The organism is Aeromonas popoffii (genome assembly GCF_037818705.1).
GTDB lineage: Bacteria > Pseudomonadota > Gammaproteobacteria > Enterobacterales > Aeromonadaceae > Aeromonas > Aeromonas popoffii.
The window spans coordinates 421749-442447 of record NZ_CP149129.1; the positions used below are offsets into that span (position 1 = coordinate 421749).

Genomic DNA, 20699 nt, shown 5'->3' on the forward strand with positions numbered 1-20699 from the left:
CATACTTACTTTTTGGTTTACCCTCAGCCACTGCATGGATGGAGATCGCCGCATGATGTGGCGTAAGGGATGGATCCTGCTCTGCCTCTGGTAGGGGCTGGTGGTACAGGCAGAGGCACAGCTGACCCTGTTGACCGAGTTGTGGCCGCTATGTGATCTATCCGTTCTCCCTCGCCCTCAAGGCCTTCAAGCAGACTCCCGAGTACCAGGCCTGTTGACCCGTTACGGGCTCTGAACAGGGGCGTTCAGGTTCCGTGTGGTGAGTCAGATGACCCATTCAGACCTGCCGTTACATGCCCGTTCACAAACGGTGGCACTTTGCCGCCAGTTGGGCATAATGCCTGCGAACAAGCGATACGGCTCAACTTTATTTGAGTCCAATGGCTTTAGCGTTACCCCAAGTTGACCGGATGACTCCTATGATGCAGGCCACTCCATTACGCCAAGCCCGTGTGCTGACCGATGAAGAGCACCACCTGATCGCCAGCTTCGAACCTGCCGTGGAGGCGCTCTCTGCCCTGTTTGGCCCGGGTTGTGAAGTGGTGTTGCATGCCTTCGACAGCCTGCATGCCTCCGTCATCAAGATCGCCAACGGCCATCTCACCGGGCGGGAGGAGGGGGCAGCTGTCACCTACGTCGCCCTCAACAAGCTGCAGAGTGCGGCGGGCAGTCAGTGGAGCAGTTACTTCTCCCGTACTCGTGGGGGGGCGCTGCTCAAGTCCTCCTCCATCACCATCAGCAACAGAGAGGGCAAACCCATCGGCATGCTGTGCGTGAACTTCAGCCTGGAGACGCCGCTAGGCGCCCTGCTCGATACGTTCTCGCTGCCCGCCGCGCCGGCGCCGCTCAACAACGAGACCTTCGCCAGTTCGGTGGACGATCTGGTGGCCCAGGTGATCGACAAGGTGGAGCAGGATGCCAGCCTCGGCAGCAGCGTGCGCAACAAGGTGATCGTGCACCGGCTCTACGACATGGGCATCTTCGAGATCAAGGATGCCGCCCAGCTGGTGGCCGAGATGCTCGGCATCTCCCGTCATACCGTCTATCTGCATATCCGCAACCGCAAGGCGGATCTGACCGAACAATAAGAACCCGCCCGTGGGCGACATGAACATGGAAACATCGCAATGAAAGCACAATGGACCGACTTTATTACCCTGCTCAAGCGTGAAGTGGTGCCGGCCCTGGGCTGTACCGAACCCATGTCGGTGGCGCTGGCGGCGGCCAACTGCCGCAAGCTGCTGGGGCAGGATCCGACCCGTGTCAGCGTCTGGGTCAGTGGCAACCTGTTCAAGAATGGCATGGGGGTCGGTGTTCCCGGCACTGGCATGATAGGGCTGCCGGTGGCGGCGGCGGTCGGTTTCACAGGGGGCAACCCGGATGCGGGGCTGGAAGTGCTCAATACCCTGACCCCGGCCCAGGTGGAGGCCGCCAAGGCGCTGCTGCCCATCATCAAGGTGGACGTGAAGGATGTACCTGACGTGCTCTACGCCGAGGTGTTGGCGGAGGTGGAGGGCCACAGTGCCCGTGTGGTGATCTGTACCGACCACACTCGCATCGTCTTGATGGAGCTGGATGGCGAGGTGCTGATGGAGCAGGCCAGCGCCCCTGGCGTGCAGATCCAGCCCGCCAAATCCGGCAAGCCCGCCATGACGCTACGGGAGATAGTGGCGTTTGCGCTGGAGGTGCCGCTGGCGGAGATCGACTTCATTGGTGCCGCGGCCACCATGAATCAGGCGCTGGCGGATGAAGGGCTGCAGGGCTATGGCCTGCAGATTGGCAAGATCCTGACCGAGCAGGTGGAGCGCAAGCTGCTCTCCGACGATCTGATGACGCTGGCCATGCGGCTCTCGTCCGCCGCCTCCGATGCGCGCATGGACGGCGCCATGCTGCCCGCGATGTCTAACTCCGGCTCCGGTAATCAGGGCATCGCCGCCACCATGCCGGTGGTCGCCGCTGCCCGCTTCCTCAAGGCGAGCGACGAGCAGCTGACCCGGGCGCTGGTGATGAGCCATCTGGTGGCCATCTACATCAAGACCCATCAGAACAAACTGTCGGCCCTCTGTGCCGCGAGCACCGCCGCCATGGGGTCGGGGGCCGCCATCACCTGGCTGCTGGGTGGCCAGTTTGAGCAAATTAGTCACTGTATCAACAACATGATCGGTGACGTTTCCGGTATCATTTGCGATGGGGCGGGCAGTGCCTGTTCCATGAAGGTCTCTACCTCCACTTCGGCGGCGGTCAAATCGTCGCTGATGGCCATCAACAATCTGCACGTGCCCCAGAGCGAAGGCATCGTTTCCGACGACGTGGACGAGACTATCGCCAACCTGGGCCGCCTCTCCAAACTGGGGATGCTGGATACGGATATCGAGATCATCAACATCATGCGAGCCAAGCAACAGGGCAAAGCCCAGTGATGCAAGGGGTGGCGCAAGCCACCCTCTGTTTTGCTGCCTGCTGACGCCACCCCGGCCACGGGGCGTCCGATACGGTCTATGTCAGGGTTGTGCCTGTCAGGCGCTGCCCGGTTTTGTGTCACCCCGCTTGCACCGGGGGACAAGTCGCCACGATGCGGCAAGTTTCGGGGAGGAGTGTGCGTAGAGGACACTCGTCCGTATACCTCGGGCCCGGCCCGACTATTTTGGGGAATATCGTCATGACTCTTAGCGTTATAGGTAATCTGGCCATCCTGGTCATGTTGCTGCTGTTTCTCTATCGGTTGCAGCAAACCCACGTCAGCTTCACCCGTCGGGTCTTCTCGGGGCTGGGGCTGGGCATCTTGTTCGGCGCAGCCTTGCAGCTGCTGTATGGTGCCGGCTCCAGTGTGCTGGTGCAGACCGGTGACTACCTGGATATCGTCGGCAGCGGCTATGTGAAGCTGCTGCAGATGATCATCATTCCGCTCATCATGGTCTCCATCATAGGCGCCATCCTCAAGCTCAACGGCGGCACCGCCCTTGGCAAGATCAGCGCCATGACCATAGGGGTACTGATCTTTACCACCATGATCGCCGCCGGGGCGGGCATACTGATGTCCAACCTGTTTGGCCTGACCGCCGAAGGGCTCACCGCTGGTGCCGCCGAGACCGCCCGTGGCGCCGCGCTGCAGACGACCCTCGGCAGCGTCGAGAGCATGTCTTTTGCCAAGATGATGCTGGAGTTCATCCCGGCCAACCCCTTCCTCGACATGACGGGCGCGCGCAAGACCTCCACCATCGCCGTGGTGATCTTCTCCATCTTCATCGGCCTGTCAGCCACCGGTATCGCCCGCAAGAAACCCGAGATCTTCGAGAGCTTTGGTCGCTTCATGCAGGTGGCACATGCCATCGTGATGCGCATGGTGACCCTGGTGCTGCGCCTCACTCCCTATGGCGTACTGGCGCTGATGGCCAAGGTGGTCTCCGGCTCCAACTATGCAGACATCCTCAACCTGCTCAGCTTCGTCATGGCCTCTTACGGCGCCATCGCCATCATGTTTGCGGTGCACCTGCTGCTGGTGGGTCTGGTGGGGATCAATCCGGTCCGTTACCTGAAGAAGATCATGCCGGTGCTGGCCTTTGCCTTCACTTCCCGTACCAGTGCGGGCTCGATCCCGATGAACGTGCAGACCCAGACCAAGGCGCTCGGTATTCCGGAGGGGATCGCCAACTTCGCCGCTTCCTTCGGTTCCACCATTGGCCAGAACGGCTGCGCGGGCATCTATCCGGCCATGCTGGCGGTGATGATAGCCCCGACCGTGGGGGTCAACCCCATGGATCCCGGCTTCATCATGACGCTGATCGCCATCATCACGGTCAGCTCGTTCGGGGTGGCCGGGATCGGTGGCGGCGCCACCTTCGCCGCGCTGATCGTGCTCTCTGCCCTGGACTTCCCGGTGGCACTGGCTGGCCTGCTCATCTCCATCGAGCCGCTGATCGACATGGGCCGCACTGCGCTGAACGTCTCTGGCTCCATCACGGCCGGTACGGTTACCAGCCGGCTGATGGGCGAGACCGATATGCAGGTGTTCAACAGCGAGCACGAGGTGTGTCTGGACGGCGAAGAGTCCACCATCTGATCCGCTGATCCGCACGCCAGGGGAGGGGTCAGCCTCTGCCCATCTATAGACAGAAGGGAGGGCATGCCCTCCCTTCGCCATTGAAAGGAAAAACGATGAGAATCCTGATCATAGGTGGCGAAGCCGCCGGTATGAGTGCGGCGGCCAAGGCGCGCCGACTGGCCAAAGAGGCTGACATAGTGGTGTACGAGGCTTCCGAGGTGATCTCCTTTGGTGCCTGCGGCCTGCCTTACTTCGTCGGTGACGAGTTTCAGGAGCCCGGCTACATGGCCGAGTTCACCCCCGAGCAGTTCGCTGCCAAGGGGATCGAGGTCAAGATTGGTCACCGGGTGCTCAGCATCGACGCGGCTGCCCAGACCCTGGTGGTGGAATACAACGGCGATACCTTCACCGATCGCTACGATCGACTGATGATTGCCACCGGTGCCCGTGAAGTGATGCCCCCCATCCCCGGTTTGCAGCAGCAAGGGGTATTCGGTCTGCGCCGGATGGCTGACGGACTGGCGTTGAAGGAGGCGGTGCAGGACAAGCGCAACACCCGCGCCCTGGTGATTGGCTCCGGCTTTATCGGGCTGGAAGTGGTCGAGGCGCTGGTCCATCAGGGCAAAGAAGTGCGCCTGATCGAGCTGGCGGATCGGGTCATCCCGGATGCCTTCGACAGCGAGATCACCCATCACATCGAAACCGAACTGCGCGAGCAGGGCGTCTCTCTCCATCTGGGTGAGCGCGTTGAGGCGTTGCTGGGGGATGGCAGGGTGACCGGCGTGCGAACCAGCCAGGGCGAGTACGAGGCCGATATCGTGGTGGTCTGCACCGGGGTCAAGCCCAACACCGAGTTCCTGGCTGACACTGGCATCAAACGGCTGGCCAATGGCGCCATCGAGGTGGACAGGCAGGGCCGCACCTCGCTGGCCAACGTCTGGTCTGCCGGCGACTGCGCCAGCGTCTGGCACAGCGTCAAGCAGCAGCAGGTCTATGTGCCGCTCGCCACCATCGCCAACAAGCTGGGTCGGATGGTGGGTGAGAACCTGGCCGGGGGCGAGCAGACGTTCCCGGGCACCCTCGGCTCTGCGGCGCTCAAGGTACTGGGGCTGGAGGTGGGGCGCACCGGTCTCTGTGAGCAAGAAGCCCAGGCGATGGGCATCGACTATCGCACCGTGGTGATCAAGGACAAGTGCCACACCAACTACTGCCCGGGTCAGTCAGATATCCACGTCAAGCTGGTGTTTGATCCGGCCAGCAAGCGGCTGCTGGGCGGCCAGATCCTGGGTCGTAAGGGGGCTGTCCACCGCATCGACGCGCTGGCGGTCGCCATCACCATGGGAGTGACTACCGAGCAGCTTGGCATGCTGGACTTTGCCTATGCCCCCCCCTTCTCTCGCACCTGGGACGTGCTCAACGTGGCGGGCAATGTGGCGAGATAACAGGATAAGGAGGATGGCGCATAGCACTGCGCCATCCTCCTCGTCACGACCTGGACCACATGGCAGGCATAAAAAAACCGATGCCTGGGCATCGGTTTTTTGTTGCGACCGGTTTAGCCATTTCGCTCAGCCACGGCCGAGGCGGTTGTCCGGGTAGTTCTTGGCCAGCACTTCGCGGGCATTCTGGGTCAGGGCCGGCATCTTCAGGGTCTCGTAAGACCGGACCATGATCTCCAGCGCCTTCTCGGTTTCGGCCGTGTCGGGATAGGTCTCGACAATCAGCTTGGCACGGTTGGCGGCTGCGATCAGCGCGTTGCGCTTCACGTAGAACTCGGCCACGCTCAGGTCGTAGCGGGCAAGGCGGTTCTTCAGGCCGATCATGCGAGCACGGGCATCGGCGGCATAGACACTGTTGGGATAGTTCTGCAACAGCGTCTTGAAATCCTGGAAGGCCTGACGGGCATAAGAGGGGTCTTTATCGTCCCGATCGATGCTCAGGAGGTCCTGGAAGAAGTTGTAATCGCTGGCCATGTTGGTCAGGCCGCGCATGTAGAACACATAATCGATATTTTTATGCGCCGGATTGAGGCGGATAAAACGGTCGATATTGGCGATCGCCTGGGCGGTATCGTCCTGTTTGTAGTAGGCGTAAATGAGGTCAAGCTGAACCTGGTTGGAGTAGGCGCCGAAAGGATAACGCGAGTCCAATGCTTCCAATAATTCGATAGCATTCACGTAGTTACCGGCATCCAGCTTGAGGCGTGCTTTCTGGTACAGGGTCTCCGGCGGTTCGTCGGGGACCTTGGGTTTGGTGCTGGAACAGCCCGTGATCAAGGTAGCAACCAAGGCGAGCGACATCAGCAGGTGAGACTTCTTTCCCATCAACAACATCCGGTCCATTTCCACGAAATTGGCAAAGTATCCGTTATGCTTGGCTAAAAGAAAAGCTAGAATACCCGGATTATTTCGAATTGATACCCCCCGCTCAAGAGACCATACATGAGCCAGCATATTGAACTGACAGGCGAATTTCAGGATCACCAATTCGGGCAGAGACTCGACCAGGCCCTTGCTGAATTATTTCCAGACTACTCCCGAACACGCATCAAGGAGTGGATTTTACAGGACAGAGTGACCCTGGATGGTCAGGTTGCGAACACCCCGCGCGAGAAGGTAATGGCCGGGCAACAGGTACATGTAGATGTCGAGCTGGAAGATGACACCCGCTGGGATGCTCAGGACATAGCACTCAACATCGTCTACGAAGATGAACACATTCTGGTGATCGACAAACCGGCCGGTCTGGTGGTTCACCCGGGTGCAGGCACGCCGGATGGCACCATACTCAATGCCCTGCTGCACCGCTATCCCGGCATTGCCGAGGTACCCCGCGCCGGTATAGTGCACCGTCTGGATAAAGACACCACAGGCCTGATGGTGGTTGCCAAAACAGTGCCCGCCCAGACTCATCTGGTGGAGGCGCTGCAGGCGCGCCAGATCACCCGTGAGTACGAAGCCATCGCCATCGGTCACATGACCGCAGGCGGCACAGTTGATGCCCCCATCGGCCGTCACCCGACCCAGCGTACCCACATGGCTGTGGTGCCCAATGGCCGTCCTTCCGTGACCCACTACCGGGTACACGAGAAATTCCGTGGCCACACCCGTCTGCGTCTGCGTCTGGAAACCGGTCGTACCCACCAGATCCGTGTGCACATGGCGCACATCAAGCATCCGCTGGTGGGGGATCCCGCCTACGGTGGCCGTCTGCGCCTGCTGCGCAATGCAACCCCGGAGCTGACCCAGATGCTGCGCAGCTTCAATCGTCAGGCGTTGCATGCCACCATGCTGCAACTGGCGCACCCCATCACGGGTGAAGTGATGCAGTGGCACTCCGCCACACCGCAAGACATGGTGGAGCTGATGGAAGTGCTGCGCTCGGATACGCTCGCCAATCCGGACGATCTGGTCTGGAACTGATGCGATAGGGCCTGCGTCGGTTTCTGCCGTCATCCGGCCCGAATAGATGCCAAACGGGGTTCCCTTTCAGGAGCCCCGTTTTTATATGAATGAAAGGAGCCACAGATGAAATGGATCGAACCCGACTGGCCAGCCCCGGCTTGCGTCAGAGCCCTGTCGACCACCCGGGATGGCGGCGAGAGTGAAGGGGTGTTTGCCGGTCTCAATCTGGGCGCCCATGTGGGGGACGCGCCAGCGCGGGTCGAGGCCAATCGTGCCCGCTTGCAGCAGGCCGCCCGGATCCCCGGCCCCCTTAACTGGCTCAATCAGGTGCACGGTACCGTCGTTCATCCGGTCAGCAACCAGTATGATGCCGTGCCGGATGCCGATGCGGCTTGCGCCCATGAGGCAGGGCAGGCCTGCATAGTGATGACCGCCGACTGCCTGCCGGTGCTGTTTTGCGATCGGGCAGGTACTGTGGTGGCAGCCGCCCATGCCGGTTGGCGCGGGCTGCAAGGTGGGGTATTGGAAGCCAGCATCCGGGCCATGGGTTGCGATCCTCGCGATCTTCTCGCCTGGCTTGGCCCGGCCATAGGCCCGGCGGAGTTCGAGGTGGGGGGCGAGGTGCGCGATGCTTTTATGGCGGAGCAGGCCGAAGCGGAAGCTGCATTCGAACCTTCGCCCAACGAGGGGAAATGGCTGGCGGATATCTACCGGTTGGCCCGATTGAGGCTGGCCCGGGCCGGTGTGAGCGCGATTTATGGCGGCGAGTTCTGCACCTTCGGCGATAGCAAGCAGTTCTACTCTTATCGTCGCGATGGCCAGACTGGCCGGATGGCCTCCATCATCTGGTTGGCCCGCTAAGAACCGGATACGTATCCGGTCAGCAATCGTCCCGCCCCTGTCACTGCCAAGCCAGTCTGAGAGGGGCGGGTATTCTGCCTGTTCCCCACTTTGCAGAAAAAATAACCAACCCTTCCCCTTGAAATAGCCCGTACGGGCCTCATCTTTCATCTCAGAAAGTTATGTTGTTTGCCGCACGAGCGGCGTCTGTCTGAAAGGGGGAGCGCGATGCGCCTCGATCGCCTGACCAGCAAATTCCAGGTTGCTATTTCCGATGCCCAGTCCCTTGCACTGGGTCGTGATCACCAATTTATCGAACCCGTCCATCTGATGACTGCGCTGGTCAATCAGGACGGTGGCTCCATTCGTCCACTGCTCACCCTGACCGGGATGGATATCAATACCCTGCGCTCTCGCCTCGGTGAAGAGTTGGATCGGCTGCCCAAGGTGAGCGGTGTGGAGGGCGATGTGCAGCTCTCCAATGGTTTGGGTCGTTTGCTCAACGTCTGTGACAAGCTGGCTCAGCAGCGCAAGGATCAGTTCATCTCATCCGAGCTGTTCGTGCTGGCGGCCCTTGACGAGAGGGGCAACCTGGGCGAGCTGCTGCGTGCCCAAGGCCTGAGCAAAGAGAAACTTGAAACCGCCATCGACAAGGTGCGCGGTGGCAGAAAGATCGAAGATGCCAACGCCGAGGAGAATCGCCAGGCGCTGGAAAAATACACCATAGACCTCACGGAACGGGCCGAGCTCGGCAAGCTGGATCCGGTGATCGGTCGCGATGAAGAGATCCGACGTACCATCCAGGTGCTGCAACGCCGTACCAAGAACAACCCTGTGCTGATCGGTGCCCCCGGCGTCGGCAAAACCGCCATCGTCGAAGGGCTGGCCCAGCGCATCATCAACGGCGAAGTGCCGGAAGGGCTCAAGAACAAGCGGGTGCTATCGCTCGACATGGGCGCCCTGGTAGCCGGAGCCAAGTACCGTGGCGAGTTTGAAGAGCGGCTAAAAGCCGTGCTGAGCGATCTGGCCAAGGAGGAGGGCAACGTCATCCTCTTCATCGACGAGCTGCACACCATGGTCGGGGCCGGTAAGGGCGAGGGGGCCATGGACGCGGGCAATATGCTGAAACCTGCGCTGGCCCGTGGCGATCTGCACTGCGTCGGGGCCACCACCCTGGACGAGTACCGCCAGTACATAGAGAAGGATGCTGCCCTCGAGCGTCGCTTCCAGAAGGTGCTGGTGGAAGAGCCGAGCGTGGAAGACACCATCGCCATCCTGCGCGGCCTGAAAGAGCGTTACGAGCTGCACCACCATGTGCAGATCACCGACCCCGCGATTGTGGCGGCGGCCCAGCTGTCGCACCGTTATATCGCTGACCGTCAGTTGCCGGACAAGGCCATCGATCTCATCGACGAGGCGGCGGCCAGCATCCGGCTGCAGATAGACTCCAAGCCCGAGTCACTCGATCGGCTGGAGCGGCGCATCATACAGCTCAAGCTGGAGCAGCAGGCGCTGATGAAGGAGGATGACGACGCCAGCCGCAAGCGGCTCGATCTCATCAATCAGGAGATTGGCGAAAAGGATAGGGAATACAACGAGCTGGATGAGGTGTGGAAGGCCGAGAAGGCTGCCCTCGCCGGTACCCAGTACATCAAGGCGGCACTGGAGCAGGCCCGTCAGGATCTCGACGTGGCACGCCGCGCCGGCGATCTCGGTCGCATGTCAGAGCTGCAATATGGTCGTATTCCCGAGCTGGAGAAACAACTGGATCTCGCCACCCAGGCCGAGATGCAGGAGACCAGCCTGCTGCGCAACCGGGTCACAGACGTGGAGATAGCCGACGTGCTGGCCCGTGCAACCGGCATTCCGGTGGCCCGCATGCTGGAAGGGGAGCGCGACAAGCTGCTGAGGATGGAAGAGCAGTTGCACAGCCGGGTGATTGGTCAGGAGGAAGCGGTTGAAGCGGTTTCCAACGCCATTCGCCGCTCCCGTGCCGGACTCTCGGACCCGAACCGCCCCATCGGCTCTTTCCTGTTCCTGGGGCCCACCGGGGTGGGCAAGACGGAACTGTGTAAGGCGCTGGCCGAGTTCCTGTTCGATACCCAGGACGCCATGGTGCGGATCGACATGTCCGAGTTCATGGAGAAGCACAGCGTGGCCCGTCTGGTGGGTGCACCTCCCGGCTACGTGGGCTATGAGGAGGGGGGTTATCTGACCGAGGCGGTACGCCGTCGCCCCTACTCGGTGATCCTGCTCGACGAAGTGGAGAAGGCGCACCCGGATGTGTTCAATATCCTGTTGCAGGTGCTCGATGATGGCCGCCTGACCGATGGCCAGGGTCGTACCGTCGATTTTCGCAACTCTGTGGTGATCATGACCTCCAACCTCGGCTCGGATCTGATCCAGGAGCACCACTCCGAGAAGGATTACGACGAGATGAAGGCCATGTTGATGGAGGTGCTGACCCGCAGCTTCCGACCGGAGTTTATCAACCGGATCGACGAGACAGTGGTGTTCCACCCTCTCGACGAGGCTCACATCAAGTCCATCGCCCGCATCCAGCTCAAGAGCCTGATGGGCCGCCTGGAGGCCCAGGGTTACGAGGTGGAGGTGAGCGAGGCGCTGCTCGAGAAGCTGGTGCATGCCGGGTTCGACCCCGTCTACGGGGCGCGGCCCCTCAAGCGGGCAATCCAGCACAAGGTGGAGAACCCGCTGGCCCAGGCGCTGCTCTCCGGTCGCATTGTCCCCGGCAAGAAGTTGCTGCTGGGGGCCGACAGCAATGGCCTGACCATGACCCAGTAACCGATCTCGTAGCGATGTTTGCAACGCCAGCCCCCGGGCTGGCGTTGTCATATCTGGCGGCGGTGATTCGGAGGCAAAAAAACGGCAATCCGAAGATTGCCGGGAGGAATGTAGTAACGCGACCTTGCGTGGGTTGAGCGGGTCGCAGGGGCAAGCCCCGGTTTCGCAGAGGGTCAGGGTGACCCTCTCCTTACAGCATGCCCGTGATGCGCTCTATCATCCCGGGCGGCCACACACCTGTCAGGTCTGACCTGCGTGCCACAGCTCGCAGGTCAGACCCATTGAATTATCTTGCTTACAGCATGCCCGGCACGGCGGCCTTCATCTCGGGGGACCAGACGCCGACCTGTACCTGACCGATATGCTCTTTTTGCAGCAGCAACATGGCCAGACGGGATTGGCCTATGCCGCCGCCTATGGTCTGCGGCATGCGCGCGGCCAGCAGATCCTGATGCCAGTCATATTGCAGGCGATCTTCATCACCGGTGATGGCGAGCTGGCGGCGCAGGGCCTCGGCGTCCACCCGGATCCCCATGGAGGAGATCTCGAAACTGTCTTCCAGCACCGGGTTCCACACCAGGATGTCACCGTTCAGACCTGCCAGACCCAGCTCGCTGTGGCTGCTCCAGTCGTCATAGTCAGGGGCGCGTACATCGTGGCGCTCGCCGTGGGAGAGGGCCCCGCCGATACCGATCAGGAAGACGGCGCCCAGCTCCTTGGCGATGGCGCGCTCGCGCCCCTTGGCGTCGAGATCCGGGTAACGGGTCAGCAGCGCTTCGCTGTGCAGGAACTGGATCTCGTTTGGCAGGAAGGGGGTCAGCTCGTGTTCGGCACAGACGGCGCGCTCGGTGTCCTTGATGGCAGCCCAGATGCCACGCACCGTCTCCTGCAGATAGGCCAGATCGCGGCGCTCGCTCGGCATCACCTTCTCCCAGTCCCACTGATCCACGTAGACGGAGTGGATGGGGGTCAACTTGTCTTCGTCCGGACGCAACGCCTTCATGTGGGTGTAGATACCCTCACCCGGGCCAAAGCCGAAGCGACCCAGGGTCTGGCGCTTCCACTTGGCCAGTGAGTGCACCACCTCGTAGCTGTGTTCGGGGAGTGTCTTCACCTTGACCTGCACCGCATTCTCGTGGCCAGAGAGGTTGTCTTGAGTGCCATCACCGACCCGGCTCAGAATGGGGGCTTGCACCTCCATCAGACCCAGTTGCTGGGCGAGTTGGCGGGAGAACATCTCTTTGACGAAGCTGATCTGTTGTTGGCTGCGAATGTAGTGCTGTTTCATGCTGAATACCTGTCTCAAATTCGTTGGATGTGACGATTCTTCAACAGATTGCCAAGTAAATTCAATATTCGTTAATAGAAATAGGCTTTGTGTGTTTTTTTCTTCAAAATAAAGCCGTCATTAATGAGATATCGTCAAAGGGAGTGCAAAAAAGTGTCGGAAAATTATCGGATCGATAATCTCGATCAGGCCATCCTCACCGCCCTGATGGACAATGCGCGGATCCCTTACGCCGAGTTGGCCAAACAGCTGGTGGTCAGCCCGGGCACCATTCATGTGCGGGTGGAGAAGATGAAGCAGGCGGGGATCATCGAGGGTACACGGGTGCAGGTGAACGCGAAGAAGCTGGGCTATGACGTCTGCTGCTTCATCGGCATCAATCTCAAGAGCGCCAAGGATTATCCTTCGGCGCTGGCCAAGCTGCAGGCGCTGGACGAGGTGGTGGAAGCCTACTACACCACAGGCCACTACAGCATCTTCATGAAGGTGATGACCCGCTCCATCGACGAGTTGCAGACTGTGCTGATCCACAAGATCCAGACCATAGACGAGATCCAGTCCACTGAAACCCTGATCTCGTTACAGAATCCGATCCTGCGCGATGTGAAGCCCTGAAGCCTATTGCGCGTGGAGGGAAGTGCGATATCCATGTCACATGCGAAGCGCGCATTTCGCTGCAGCATCCGATATGGAGAGACGTGAAACCTTGATGAAAGAGTCTGACCGTCGGATCAGGGCGCGATATAGGGGATACCGTACTTGTCGTAGATGGCCTTGAGCCGGCCATCCTGCTTCATGTGCAACAGCTCGGCATCGTAGGCCGCCATCAGGGCCGGGGTGCCGGCATCGGCGCGGGCCCTGGTCCAGACGGTGTAGTAGGGGCTGGCCTTGAGGGGCTTGGGCAGGTAGTCGAGCTTGCCCTCCAGCCCCACCTCTTTGATCTGGGCGAAGGCGGTGACCAGCGGCATGGGCACGGCATCGATACGTCCGGCGTTCAGCTTGCGCAGTTGCAGCTGGTTGATGGGGATCTCCTGGAAGTGATATGCCGGATCGGCCAGGGCCGCCGTCAGTTCAGGGGTGTAGGAGAAGTCTTTGGTGACGCCGATGCGCCAGGGTTTGAGATCGCTCAGGGTGTCGTAGTGGATCTTCCGCATATCGGCCTTGCGCACGAAGAAGTGCCAGCTATGGCGCAGATGGGACTGCTTTGGGTAGAGCAGATAGCTCTCTCGCTCCGGCTTGTAGGAGTGGGTCATCACCAGGTCATACACGCCGGTTTCGGCATTACGGGTGAGGCGGGCGCCCGAGTCGGTCAGCTCGATCCTGATGGGGATCTTGAGCTTGCCGAAGATGGCGGTGACCATGTCCACATCCAGTCCACAGGGGCGGGCCTGGTCGTCCAGAAATTTCAGCGGTGGTTCCAGCGTGCCACCTATGACCAGTTCTTTGGCCTGGAGCCAGAGGGGAAGCAGCAGGCAGAGCAGAATGAACCTTCGCAAACAACATCTCCTGCCCTGAATAGGGAACCGTCCACGGGCATAATTCAAGTATAATGGCCCGGATATTCAACAGAGACGACCCCGGATGGCAAATCCTGAAATCGAAAGTCAACTGGACGGTATCGACAGGTTGTCGGTCTGCCTCTATCGCCTTGGCCTGAGTCTGGCAGCTTTATTACTGGTATGTCGAGGGGCCAGCCTGCTGATTGGGCAGGATTTTTTACCGCCAGCGATCTGGCTGGTGGCCATGGTGGTGGCGAGCGGGGTGTGCGGACTCTGTCTGCATATCTATGACAAGCGTATTCGCTTCATTTTGCAGGTGATGGCCTGGGGCGGCCTGATACTGAGCGCCAGCGGGGCGCCGGACATGCTGGTGCTGGGGGCGGCGCTGGCCACGCTTTCCGGCCTGGCCTTCAAGGAGCAGTTCTGTTTCGCCATTCCTGGCATCAAGGCGGTTCCCCTGTTGCTGCCATTGTTATGGGGGCTGGAATGGGCCCGGCTCGACTGGGCCGCCGCGCCGGTTTCCCTGGCGTGCGGCCTGCTGCTCTGTCTGCTGAGTCTGGCCAAGTGGCGCATGCCTCTGCACTTTGATATTGGTGACAAGGGGCGCTACCAGAGCTAGGTCTGCTGGCAGCCTTTCATCTGCTGATTGAGGGCCTGCATCACCTGATGGCGGCTGATGATACCGAGCACCTTGCCCCCTTGCAGTACCGGATAGATCTTGGGCTTGGCCTCGCTCATCTGGCGCGCCAGGTCCAGTATGCTGTCGTCCGGGGCGACCGAGAGCGGCGTGTGGCTCATGAGGTCTTCCACCCGGGTGCGGGTGTCGCAGTGGTAGCTGCCGGTGAGCAGGCTGGGAATACAGTCCTGCTCGGAGAGAAAACCGATCAGCCGTTTTTGCTCGTCCAGCACCGGCAGGCCGCTCAGCCCGGAGTGGTGCAGCTTGTCCAGCGCCTCGGCCAGGCCGAGTCGCGGGGTGAGGGAGTGGGTCAGGCGGCTCATGTGATCGCGGATCTGCAGCATATGGGTGGCTCCAAAAGGGGTAAAGTGGTGTCACTATGGCCGCAGGACGGCGGGCGGGGCCAATGGCTTGTGCCGTGGAGATTGATAGGCACGGCCTTGCCACGGATCTGCAAGCAATGACAAAAGGAGAGGTTATGCGTGCATTGGTGACAGGGTGTGGCCGCCGGCTCGGTTTTTATCTGTGTGAACAGCTGGTGGCGGCCGGCTGGCAGGTGACGGGCAGTTATCGCAGCGAGCGGCCCGAGCTGGCCAGACTGGCGGCGCTCGGGGTCGAGCTGGTGCAGGCGGATTTCGCTCGTGAAGAGGAGGTTGGCAGGCTGATCGAGGCACTGGCCGCCCATCAGGATCTGGCGCTGGTGATCCACAACGCCTCGGCTTTCGAGCCCCAGGCGGCGGATCCGGCGGCGCAACTGGCCCAGTTCGAGCAGTTTTATCGTGTGCACATGGCGGCACCCTTCCAGCTCAACCGGGCGCTGGCGCCCCGGTTGGCCAGCCATGGCAATGCCAGCATCATCCACATCACGGATATCTACATTCACGCCCCGGCCCCCCAGTTTGCCAGCTATGTGGCCACCAAGGCGGGGGCTCACTCCCTTGCCATGAGCTTTGCCCGCGAACTGGCGCCTGCCATCCGGGTCAACACCATAGAGCCTGGCCCCATACTGTTTCTCGACGAACATGGTGACGCGTGGCGCCAGCAGGTGCTGGCGAAAACGCCGCTGGCGCGGGAAGGAGGGCTCGAGCCCATCTGGCAGGCGGTGCAGCTGCTGATGGGGAACGACTACATGACGGGCGCCAGTATCCGGGTCGATGGCGGTCGCAGCCTGGCCGTCATCTGAGCTCTGATCCAGGGTTGCAATGGCGCCAGCCCTGATCTTCAGTTCCTGACGACAGAGACCTCTGTTGCCTGATACAGGGCGAGGGGGGTGAGGCCGACCCGCTGCTCCTCGATCACCTTGCCCTCCATCAGCCGGGTATGCAGTGGTAGCATCACCTTGTGGTCGTGCACCTCCCCCTGCCCATACAGTTCGGCCAGCAGCTCGTTGAGATAGGCATCGACCCGGGTGGCGGCGAAGTCATCAGTCGGGCTGCTGGCCAGAATGTCTATGTCCAGCGGCCGGTCGAGCACCTTGCAGTTCGGATCGCTGCGATCCCGACCGTGCGCCAGCTCCATGGCGATGAAGAAGGTTTTCAGCTGCTGGGGTGCCAGCGTGCTTTCGGTGACAAACAGGCAGTTGAGGAAGTCGTGACGGGAGTGCATTCCCACCGGCTTGGTCTGGATCACCGAGCTCAGATGCAGGCGACCGAAACGCTCGAGCAGTTCGCCGAGCGCCTGGCTGACATGCTGATGGGGATCGAGATTCGATCCAATGCTGCACAGATAGAACATCTTTATCGGTCCTTGCGTAGGGCTCATCTGAAATATATACACAGCTCACGATAATCGGATTAACTATGCATTAACATCAACTTGTCTGTTGTGATCAAGCTCTGTGTTGGCAAAAAGGAGGTTTGCATGAGTGTGGAACTGAAGTGGGCACTGTTGACCACGTCTGGCTCGTTGGCGATGATCCTGATTATTTGTGTGGTATCCGTCGGTCTGGCGTGAACCCTATCCCTCATTTTGCAGTATGAACCGGCCCCCTGGCCGGTTTTGCTTTTTGGGGGAGTGCGGATATGCTGGCCCACCCATGATGAATCGAGATAGTCCAAGATGACCAAGGTACGCCCACGCTCCCTGTTGCAAGTGGTATTGATGGGCTTCGTCCTGGTATTGATGCCGCTGGGCGGCATGATCTGGCACGACAGCCAGGCTCTCGAACACCTCAGCCAGTTGACCAGCGACGAGCTGGAACGGGCGGTGCGCGATACCCGACGGGCGACACTCTTCACCACTCAAGCCATTGATCTGGAACGTACTCTTCGTCGTTATGCCGTACTGGGGGATGATCGCATCCTGGCCAGTTATCAGCAGCAGCTGGCGAGCTATCGCAGCCTGCTCGCCGCCCATCAAAGTTCGATCCCGGATGCAGAGGTCTACACGGGGCTCGAGCAGGCGCTGACCTGGCTCGACAGCATGCAGGATCTGACCCGCGCCAAGGCTGAGTCGACCAGTCCGAAGTTTGATGAATTTAATCAATTTAATCAGCAGCTTGAGATAATTACCCGCAACCAGGTTGATGAGCATGTGAGCCGGGTGCGAGCCACTATCGCCGACCTGATGACGGAGATCTGGTGGGTCAGCGGCTTCGTGGCCGTGCTCAGCCTGCTGCTGGTATTGCTGTTTACCTATCTGATCATCCACCCGGTACGTCAGATTGAGTCGCGGATCTTGAGCCTGGGTGCCGGTGTGGAACCGGACAAGCGCCCGGTGGACGGGCCGGCTGAGCTGGTGTTGCTGGGGGAGCGGATCGGCTGGCTGCACGACAAATTGAAGGAGTTGGAGCAGCAGAAATACCAGTTCCTGCGCCACGTTTCCCACGAGTTGAAGACCCCGCTGGCGGTGTTGCGGGAGGGGGCGGATCTGCTCTCAGAGCAGCTTGTGGGGCCCTTGACCCCGGATCAGCAGGAGATCTGCCAGATGCTGGAAGAGAACAGCCGCCGGCTGCAGACCCTGATCGAACGCCTGCTCGACTTCAACCGCCTCAGCCAGCAGGAGGTGTTCAACTTGACCCCGGTGGCGTTGGCGCCCCTGCTGTCTGAATTATCTGCCGAGTACCGGCTGGCGCTGGAATCCAAACAAATCAGTGTACACTTGCCGACCGATCCAATCATGCTGCAGGCCGAGTCGTATCGCTTGCGGTTGATCCTCGACAATCTGTTTTCCAACGCGGTCAGTTATGGCGCCAAGGGTGGCCAGATCTGGATCCGTGCCGGGCAGGATGTCGATGGCGGCTGGCTGGAGGTGGCTAACGAGGGGCCCTCCATTCCGGTGGCCGAGCGGGAACGGATCTTCGAGCCGTTCGAACAGGGCAGCATAGTGCGACAAGGTTTGTTGAACGGCTCCGGTATGGGGCTCTCTATCGCTCGCGAGTCGGCGATGAGTCTTGGCGGCGAGCTGGTATTGGTTGAAGATGAACAGGCGGATGTCTGTTTCCGGTTGACGTTGAAGTGAAGCCTAAGATGAAACAATGTGTTGTTCCGGTATTGATGATGGGGCTGCTCACAGGCTGCTCCCTGTTGCCAGCGCGTGAACCGGTGGTGTCGTCGGATCTCGCCCTCGCCAAGCGGATGGAGTTTGCCAACAAGGAGATGCAGGTGCGCCTGCAGTACTCGGACTGGTTGCTGGCCAGCCATGCCCAGCAGCGGGTGCAGGAGCGTCAGCGCCTCAAGGGGGCGACCGATATCGAGAGCCGTGTCAGTCTGGCCATGGTCAACACCCATCCGTCCGAGTCGGTGGCAAGTCGCCGGGCCGGACTGGACAAACTCAAAAGCCTGCTGCCCGAGCTGGGGCTGGATGCCCAGGCCTTCCTGCGCAGCTGGATTGCCCTCGGTGAGGAGTTGCTGGTCCGTGATAGCCGACGCGACGATCAGAGTCAGGAGGTGCAGCGTCTGCATCGCCAGATCGAACAGCTCTCCGCCATCGATGAACAGCTCAATCAGCGCAAGCTGAACGGCAATGGCGAGGCGCTAAAATGAGTCGCATCCTGCTGGTCGACGACGATGCCAGCCTGCTCAAACTGATGAGCATGCGCCTGCGCAGCCAAGGCTACGTGGTGGATACCGCCGACAGCGCCGAAGGGGCGCTGGACAGACTGCGCCAGCAGCGGGCCGATCTGGTGCTGAGCGATCTGCGCATGACTGGCATGGACGGACTGGCGCTGTTCGAGCGCATCCAGTCCCAGTGGCTGGGGCTGCCGGTCATCATAATGACAGCCCACGGTACGATACCCGATGCCATTCAGGCCACCCGTTCCGGGGTGTTCAGCTTTCTCACCAAGCCCATCGACAAGGATGAGCTGTTTGCCACCATAGAGCATGCGCTGAGCCTGACTCGCCCAAAGCAGCGGCAGGATTGGCAATCGCTGATCCTGACCCGCAACCCACAGATGGAGCAGCTGCTGATCCAGGCCAACAGCATAGCCGGCATGGACGTGCCCGTGCTGATCATGGGGCCGTCCGGTTCCGGTAAAGGGGTGATGACCCAGGCACTGCATCAGGCCAGCAGTCGCTGTGACAAGCCGCTGCACGCCATCAACTGCGCCGCCTTGCCGTGGAATGCATTGGATCTGCAGCTGTTTGGCGAGGACGGTCAGTCCGGCCTGTTCGAGCAGGCCAAGGGGGCGACCCTGTTTCTCGACGAGATAGGAGGTCTGTCGGAGTCATTGCAGGCCAAGCTGCTGCAGGTGCTGCAGGAGTACGGTCAGGGTATCCCCGAGGTGCGGGTCATCAGCTCCAGTCATCAGGATCTGGTGGCGGCGATGGAGGAGGGGCGCTTTCGGGAGGATCTCTTCTACCGCCTCAACGTGGCGAACATCACATTGCCCCCCCTCAGTGCCCGCAGTGAAGATATTCCGCTGCTGGCCAGACAGGCGCTGGACGAATATCGCAGCCGTCACGGCGACTGCGCGGCCCTCGGCTTCTCGCCGGAGGCGCTGGCCCTGCTGGCCGCTGCGGGTTGGCCCGGCAACGTGCGTCAGCTCTACAGCGTGGTGGAACAGCTGGCCAGCCTCTGCTGCAGCCCTGTTATCGGCGCCGCCATGGTGGAGTCTGCCCTGAGCGGCGGCAGCGGCGGCATCCCCTCGTTCAACGAGGCGCGCGCCGAGTTCGAGAAGGAGTATCTGATCCGCCTGCTGCGTACCACTGAGGGCAATGTGACCCTGGCGGCCAACATGGCGGGAAGAAACCGTACCGATTTTTACAAGTTATTGAATCGGCACGGTATAGAAGCAGCAAATTTCAAGTCGAAGGGATAAGCCGGGCAGGAGAGGCCTGTGTGTCAGCGACGGATTATCCGCTGCTGAGCGTCATTCAGGCGGGATCGACCACGGCGGTAGCGGCTTGGGCTTTCTGGGTTTTATGGGAGAGCCAGAGGCCGCTCGCCTTCATCAGGTAACCGAACAGCGCGCCAATCACCAGGGAAGGCAGTATCAGTCGCCACTCTCCCGCCGCCCCGAAGGTGGCGCAGCAACCGGCGAAGGTGCCGGGAATATAGCCGAGCCACTGCTGCTTGGCTTGCACGCACATCAGGGTCGCGACCACCCCCGTCATCATGTAACCCGCCACACCGGCCCCCCACCAGGTATCCCCGTGGATCAGCAGCAGGGCCCACAGCATACCGCTCACATTGCACAGCATGGTTTGCAGCAGCGCCTTGTAGCCGCCGCTGGAGGCGAAGTAGCTGGTACAGCCGAGGAAGCCGACCCAGGAGATGAGCCCGAGGGCGACGGCGATCCAGCCCCAGATGGCGGAGAGGATCCCGGTCGTGATAGCGATGGCGATCAATGGGCTCATGGTGTGACTCTTCAAGAAGTGACGTCTGGAAAAAGGGGGAGCCTACCCCTCGCAGGGTGGGCGGCAAGCAGGGGCGAAATTGTGTGTGATCGTCATCACTTATTTCAACTCAGGAATACGCTTGCGCTCGCGAAAAAAATTCATTGGTGGCGTCTTTGACCCTGCACCATAGTTAGAGGCCCTGTCCTGCTCATGGAGTGAGTCTGATGGTGCCAAATGTGATCGTTCCTCTGCTGGTGTTCGTACTCCTGTTCCTTGTCGGAACCATGGCCAAGGCCCTGCCCCTGTACCAACTCATGTAAATGTGTGTGAAATAAAACTCGGCCGGGGCGGGTCTTATGGTTATCACC

The 20699-nt window shown here is 60.6% G+C and carries 20 protein-coding genes and 1 pseudogene; 15 read left to right on the plus strand and 6 right to left on the minus strand.

Translation table 11 applies throughout. The annotated features are described in order from the left end of the window. Positions 1-158 precede the first annotated feature (158 nt). The 5 genes and pseudogenes from WJM78_RS22760 to WJM78_RS02040 form a co-directional block, all read left to right on the plus strand. Positions 159-235: pseudogene (locus WJM78_RS22760) on the plus strand (ABC transporter substrate-binding protein); the annotation flags it as partial. 184 nt (positions 236-419) lie between these two features. Then, positions 420-1088 (plus strand): helix-turn-helix transcriptional regulator, encoded by a 669-nt coding sequence (locus WJM78_RS02025; protein WP_275929353.1) that lies wholly within the window; start codon positions 420-422, stop codon positions 1086-1088. A 39-nt stretch (positions 1089-1127) separates the two neighbouring features. Next, positions 1128-2420: a serine dehydratase subunit alpha family protein gene (locus WJM78_RS02030; RefSeq protein WP_339013136.1), complete on the plus strand. Its 1293-nt coding sequence runs from the start codon at positions 1128-1130 to the stop codon at positions 2418-2420. A gap of 239 nt (positions 2421-2659) precedes the next feature. Continuing rightward, positions 2660-4060: an L-cystine transporter gene (locus WJM78_RS02035; RefSeq protein WP_287146700.1), complete on the plus strand. Its 1401-nt coding sequence runs from the start codon at positions 2660-2662 to the stop codon at positions 4058-4060. 95 nt (positions 4061-4155) lie between these two features. After that, a complete protein-coding gene (locus tag WJM78_RS02040; protein WP_275929355.1) occupies positions 4156-5484 on the plus strand; it encodes a CoA-disulfide reductase in 1329 nt (442 codons plus the stop codon). A gap of 126 nt (positions 5485-5610) precedes the next feature. Here the strand turns inward: WJM78_RS02040 and WJM78_RS02045 are convergent, their stop codons facing one another. Continuing rightward, on the minus strand, positions 5611-6366 hold the full coding sequence (locus WJM78_RS02045) for an outer membrane protein assembly factor BamD (protein WP_042036042.1): 756 nt from the start codon (positions 6364-6366) through the stop codon (positions 5611-5613). A 117-nt stretch (positions 6367-6483) separates the two neighbouring features. Here WJM78_RS02045 and rluD point away from each other — a divergent pair, with 117 nt between their 5' ends. From rluD to clpB, 3 genes are all read left to right on the plus strand, one after another. Next, on the plus strand, positions 6484-7464 hold the full coding sequence (rluD, locus tag WJM78_RS02050) for a 23S rRNA pseudouridine(1911/1915/1917) synthase RluD (protein WP_339013143.1): 981 nt from the start codon (positions 6484-6486) through the stop codon (positions 7462-7464). 105 nt (positions 7465-7569) lie between these two features. Then, positions 7570-8307: a peptidoglycan editing factor PgeF gene (gene pgeF / locus WJM78_RS02055; protein WP_339013146.1), complete on the plus strand. Its 738-nt coding sequence runs from the start codon at positions 7570-7572 to the stop codon at positions 8305-8307. A gap of 207 nt (positions 8308-8514) precedes the next feature. Further along, on the plus strand, positions 8515-11088 hold the full coding sequence (clpB, locus tag WJM78_RS02060) for an ATP-dependent chaperone ClpB (RefSeq protein ID WP_339013149.1): 2574 nt from the start codon (positions 8515-8517) through the stop codon (positions 11086-11088). A gap of 295 nt (positions 11089-11383) precedes the next feature. Here clpB and asnA read toward each other — a convergent pair whose 3' ends face one another. Beyond that, positions 11384-12376: an aspartate--ammonia ligase gene (gene asnA / locus WJM78_RS02065; protein WP_339013152.1), complete on the minus strand. Its 993-nt coding sequence runs from the start codon at positions 12374-12376 to the stop codon at positions 11384-11386. Between the two features lie 153 nt (positions 12377-12529). Between asnA and asnC the strand changes: the two genes are divergently transcribed. Continuing rightward, the gene (gene asnC / locus WJM78_RS02070) at positions 12530-12991 is read left to right on the plus strand and encodes a transcriptional regulator AsnC (RefSeq protein ID WP_345893612.1); all 462 of its coding nucleotides are present in this window, start codon (positions 12530-12532) and stop codon (positions 12989-12991) included. 116 nt (positions 12992-13107) lie between these two features. Here the strand turns inward: asnC and WJM78_RS02075 are convergent, their stop codons facing one another. Further along, positions 13108-13872, minus strand: a complete 765-nt coding sequence (locus tag WJM78_RS02075) for a substrate-binding periplasmic protein (protein WP_339013155.1) — start codon at positions 13870-13872, stop codon at positions 13108-13110. Between the two features lie 85 nt (positions 13873-13957). On the opposite strand from WJM78_RS02075, the gene WJM78_RS02080 reads away from it, so the two are divergent. Continuing rightward, positions 13958-14494 carry a DUF2301 domain-containing membrane protein gene (locus tag WJM78_RS02080; protein WP_042035984.1) on the plus strand — a complete coding sequence of 179 codons (537 nt, stop codon included), beginning with the start codon at positions 13958-13960 and terminating at the stop codon, positions 14492-14494. On the opposite strand, the gene WJM78_RS02085 is transcribed toward WJM78_RS02080, so the two are convergent. Next, positions 14491-14895, minus strand: coding sequence for a CBS domain-containing protein (locus WJM78_RS02085; protein ID WP_042035986.1), 405 nt, complete (start codon positions 14893-14895; stop codon positions 14491-14493). The genes WJM78_RS02080 and WJM78_RS02085 overlap by 4 nt on opposite strands. A gap of 134 nt (positions 14896-15029) precedes the next feature. Between WJM78_RS02085 and WJM78_RS02090 the strand changes: the two genes are divergently transcribed. After that, positions 15030-15734, plus strand: coding sequence for an SDR family oxidoreductase (locus WJM78_RS02090; RefSeq protein WP_042035987.1), 705 nt, complete (start codon positions 15030-15032; stop codon positions 15732-15734). Between the two features lie 38 nt (positions 15735-15772). Here WJM78_RS02090 and WJM78_RS02095 read toward each other — a convergent pair whose 3' ends face one another. Further along, a complete protein-coding gene (locus tag WJM78_RS02095; RefSeq protein WP_339013162.1) occupies positions 15773-16285 on the minus strand; it encodes a 2-amino-4-hydroxy-6-hydroxymethyldihydropteridine diphosphokinase in 513 nt (170 codons plus the stop codon). Positions 16286-16411: 126 nt separating this feature from the next. Between WJM78_RS02095 and WJM78_RS02100 the strand changes: the two genes are divergently transcribed. The 4 genes from WJM78_RS02100 to WJM78_RS02115 all read left to right on the plus strand — a co-directional run bounded on the left by WJM78_RS02100 (position 16412) and on the right by WJM78_RS02115 (position 19811). Then, positions 16412-16504: a YnhF family membrane protein gene (locus tag WJM78_RS02100; protein ID WP_157013321.1), complete on the plus strand. Its 93-nt coding sequence runs from the start codon at positions 16412-16414 to the stop codon at positions 16502-16504. 105 nt (positions 16505-16609) lie between these two features. After that, the gene (locus tag WJM78_RS02105) at positions 16610-18010 is read left to right on the plus strand and encodes a sensor histidine kinase (RefSeq protein ID WP_212512896.1); all 1401 of its coding nucleotides are present in this window, start codon (positions 16610-16612) and stop codon (positions 18008-18010) included. An 8-nt stretch (positions 18011-18018) separates the two neighbouring features. Then, on the plus strand, positions 18019-18534 hold the full coding sequence (locus WJM78_RS02110) for a hypothetical protein (protein ID WP_339013170.1): 516 nt from the start codon (positions 18019-18021) through the stop codon (positions 18532-18534). Next, positions 18531-19811, plus strand: coding sequence for a sigma 54-interacting transcriptional regulator (locus WJM78_RS02115; RefSeq protein WP_339013172.1), 1281 nt, complete (start codon positions 18531-18533; stop codon positions 19809-19811). The genes WJM78_RS02110 and WJM78_RS02115 overlap by 4 nt, the downstream gene beginning before the upstream one ends. Before the next feature lie 55 nt (positions 19812-19866). Here WJM78_RS02115 and WJM78_RS02120 read toward each other — a convergent pair whose 3' ends face one another. Beyond that, positions 19867-20349 carry a DUF1097 domain-containing protein gene (locus tag WJM78_RS02120; RefSeq protein WP_275929367.1) on the minus strand — a complete coding sequence of 161 codons (483 nt, stop codon included), beginning with the start codon at positions 20347-20349 and terminating at the stop codon, positions 19867-19869. Between the last annotated feature and the right edge of the window lie 350 nt (positions 20350-20699).

Excerpts from the sequence above, each read along its gene's own strand:
- WJM78_RS02025 (WP_275929353.1), top strand. The coding sequence starts at position 420 with ATGATGCAGGCCACTCCATTACGCCAAGCCCGTGTGCTGACCGATGAA.
- WJM78_RS02030 (WP_339013136.1), top strand. The coding sequence starts at position 1,128 with ATGAAAGCACAATGGACCGACTTTATTACCCTGCTCAAGCGTGAAGTG.
- WJM78_RS02035 (WP_287146700.1), top strand. The coding sequence starts at position 2,660 with ATGACTCTTAGCGTTATAGGTAATCTGGCCATCCTGGTCATGTTGCTG.
- WJM78_RS02040 (WP_275929355.1), top strand. The coding sequence starts at position 4,156 with ATGAGAATCCTGATCATAGGTGGCGAAGCCGCCGGTATGAGTGCGGCG.
- WJM78_RS02045 (WP_042036042.1), bottom strand. The coding sequence starts at position 6,366 with ATGGGAAAGAAGTCTCACCTGCTGATGTCGCTCGCCTTGGTTGCTACC.
- rluD (WP_339013143.1), top strand. The coding sequence starts at position 6,484 with ATGAGCCAGCATATTGAACTGACAGGCGAATTTCAGGATCACCAATTC.
- pgeF (WP_339013146.1), top strand. The coding sequence starts at position 7,570 with ATGAAATGGATCGAACCCGACTGGCCAGCCCCGGCTTGCGTCAGAGCC.
- clpB (WP_339013149.1), top strand. The coding sequence starts at position 8,515 with ATGCGCCTCGATCGCCTGACCAGCAAATTCCAGGTTGCTATTTCCGAT.
- asnA (WP_339013152.1), bottom strand. The coding sequence starts at position 12,376 with ATGAAACAGCACTACATTCGCAGCCAACAACAGATCAGCTTCGTCAAA.
- WJM78_RS02080 (WP_042035984.1), top strand. The coding sequence starts at position 13,958 with ATGGCAAATCCTGAAATCGAAAGTCAACTGGACGGTATCGACAGGTTG.
- WJM78_RS02085 (WP_042035986.1), bottom strand. The coding sequence starts at position 14,895 with ATGCTGCAGATCCGCGATCACATGAGCCGCCTGACCCACTCCCTCACC.
- WJM78_RS02090 (WP_042035987.1), top strand. The coding sequence starts at position 15,030 with ATGCGTGCATTGGTGACAGGGTGTGGCCGCCGGCTCGGTTTTTATCTG.
- WJM78_RS02095 (WP_339013162.1), bottom strand. The coding sequence starts at position 16,285 with ATGTTCTATCTGTGCAGCATTGGATCGAATCTCGATCCCCATCAGCAT.
- WJM78_RS02100 (WP_157013321.1), top strand. The coding sequence starts at position 16,412 with ATGAGTGTGGAACTGAAGTGGGCACTGTTGACCACGTCTGGCTCGTTG.
- WJM78_RS02105 (WP_212512896.1), top strand. The coding sequence starts at position 16,610 with ATGACCAAGGTACGCCCACGCTCCCTGTTGCAAGTGGTATTGATGGGC.
- WJM78_RS02110 (WP_339013170.1), top strand. The coding sequence starts at position 18,019 with ATGAAACAATGTGTTGTTCCGGTATTGATGATGGGGCTGCTCACAGGC.
- WJM78_RS02115 (WP_339013172.1), top strand. The coding sequence starts at position 18,531 with ATGAGTCGCATCCTGCTGGTCGACGACGATGCCAGCCTGCTCAAACTG.
- WJM78_RS02120 (WP_275929367.1), bottom strand. The coding sequence starts at position 20,349 with ATGAGCCCATTGATCGCCATCGCTATCACGACCGGGATCCTCTCCGCC.